The following is a 1,667-nucleotide window of genomic DNA, read 5'->3' as shown; positions in this document are numbered from 1 at the left end:
TTTAGCCTCGATCCACTGACTGAGGTGATGTGCTGTGGTTGCTGACTGCATCGTGGGGTCGGGACTTTTTGGGCGTGTTTCGTCCGCTGGTGTACCCAGCATTTCCACGATTGTCGTTGCTCGGGCCGAATCGGCGTATCGGGTGAGGATCAGCAAGCTAGGGGCGGGCTGAATCCAATGATGTTGCGCCATAGCCGAAGCCATCCGTCGAGCCACGGCCAGTGTCGTGGTAAATGCAGTGTGGGTGCGCGTTGTGGCCGCACGAACCGGGCGGGAATGTTGACGATCTTGCGCCGTAGCGTCATCCCGCGAGCTTTCGCGTGGCGGCCGCCTGCGATGGTTCCGGCCGCGCGCAGCAGGTTGTGGGCGATCGCTGCGCACTGCACCCAGGCGGAGTTCGCGCCGAACGATCCCGACGGCATGTGCGCAAGCGGTCCGTCGATCAGATCGGAGAACACGGTCTCGATGATCGCGTGCGCTCGGTGAACGACATCGGCGGTCGTCGTCGGCAGGGTGCTGTTGGTGAAAAACGGGTGATACCGCCACACCGGAAACAATGCATCGCGGTAGCGGGCGTCTTTGACTCGCCGCACGATCAACCTCGCGGAGACAGGGTTCGCGGTGGAAGAGAAAGCGGTGAAGGCGGTTTCGGCGACTTCGGCATCGGAGATCCAGCCGCCGGTATCGGGATCTCGGACTGCTCCCGGATATCGAACTGGCGTCCATGCTGTGTCGGGAATGGAGTCGATGGCTCGTTGGACGAGTCGGTTCTTGATCAGGACGAACGAGAACTCGACGCCGGCGTTGATGCATGCGCGTACGACGCGGCTGTTGCCGTAAGCGGAGTCACCGCGGACCATGATCTTCCCGATCGCGCCGGCCATCCGGGCGGTGGTGATGGCGTGGGCGACCATCCGCGGTGCTCCGGTACCGGATCCGGCTTTGCCTGCTCGCAGGCGCATTCCGGCGATCACCGGTGCCGAGTCGGCGGTGCTGATGATCGTCGCGAGCGGGGAGAGTCCTTTGCGGAGGATCTGTTTGCCGGCGATTTTGGAGTGCCCGTAGGAGGCTCCTTGTTTGGCGTGGCCGTAGACCGGGCGCAGCAGGGAGTCGATGTCGACGAATGCGCGGTCCGCGATGCCGGGCAGGATCTCGGTGCGCTGAGCGAGGGCGACGAGGTGGTCGCGTAGGACGGATTCGAGTTGACGGTTGTGTCCGAAGGTGAACTCGCGCAGCAATGTTCCGATGGTCGAGGGTGCGTAGACGGAGTCGAAGAGGTGTTTGGTTCCGCCGGACCGCAGGAGGTCGATGTCGTCGATGCTGTCGGCACCGGCGCACATCGCCGCGATCAGCGTGGTCAACTTCGGTGCCAGGTTCGCTGCCCCCGACGTGATCTTCGGAGCGGTGATGGCCACCTTGTCCGCCGGCAGTTCGGTCAATTCGGTCTGGTCGGCGAGGGTCATGATCGGCAGCAGTCCCGCGCAGGACACGAGGTGATCGTCGTCGAACTTCGCGGAATCAGCATGGAAGGTGTGGGAAGATCGCACTGGAAGTGTCCTGTTGGTCTGGTCCGATTTGTTGTGTGAGAACTCAAATCATCCCAGCTCGGAGGGCACTTTCTTCAGTTCGACACCCCACTACCACGCAGATTCATCAGTGGATCGAGG

The 1,667-nt window shown here is 62.6% G+C and carries 1 protein-coding gene; it reads right to left on the bottom strand.

Annotated elements, in window-relative coordinates; all coding sequences use genetic code 11:
- Window positions 1-149: 149 nt before the first annotated feature.
- Window positions 150-1,547, bottom strand: coding sequence for an IS1380 family transposase (locus RFA01S_RS27230; RefSeq protein WP_032408138.1), 1,398 nt, complete (start codon window positions 1,545-1,547; stop codon window positions 150-152).
- Window positions 1,548-1,667 lie beyond the last annotated feature (120 nt).

The sequence above is a fragment of the Rhodococcoides fascians NBRC 12155 = LMG 3623 genome (genome assembly GCF_001894785.1).
Lineage (GTDB): Bacteria > Actinomycetota > Actinomycetes > Mycobacteriales > Mycobacteriaceae > Rhodococcoides > Rhodococcoides fascians.
Note: the sequence above shows the minus strand (reverse complement) of the source record. Positions and strands in the feature narration are given on the sequence as shown.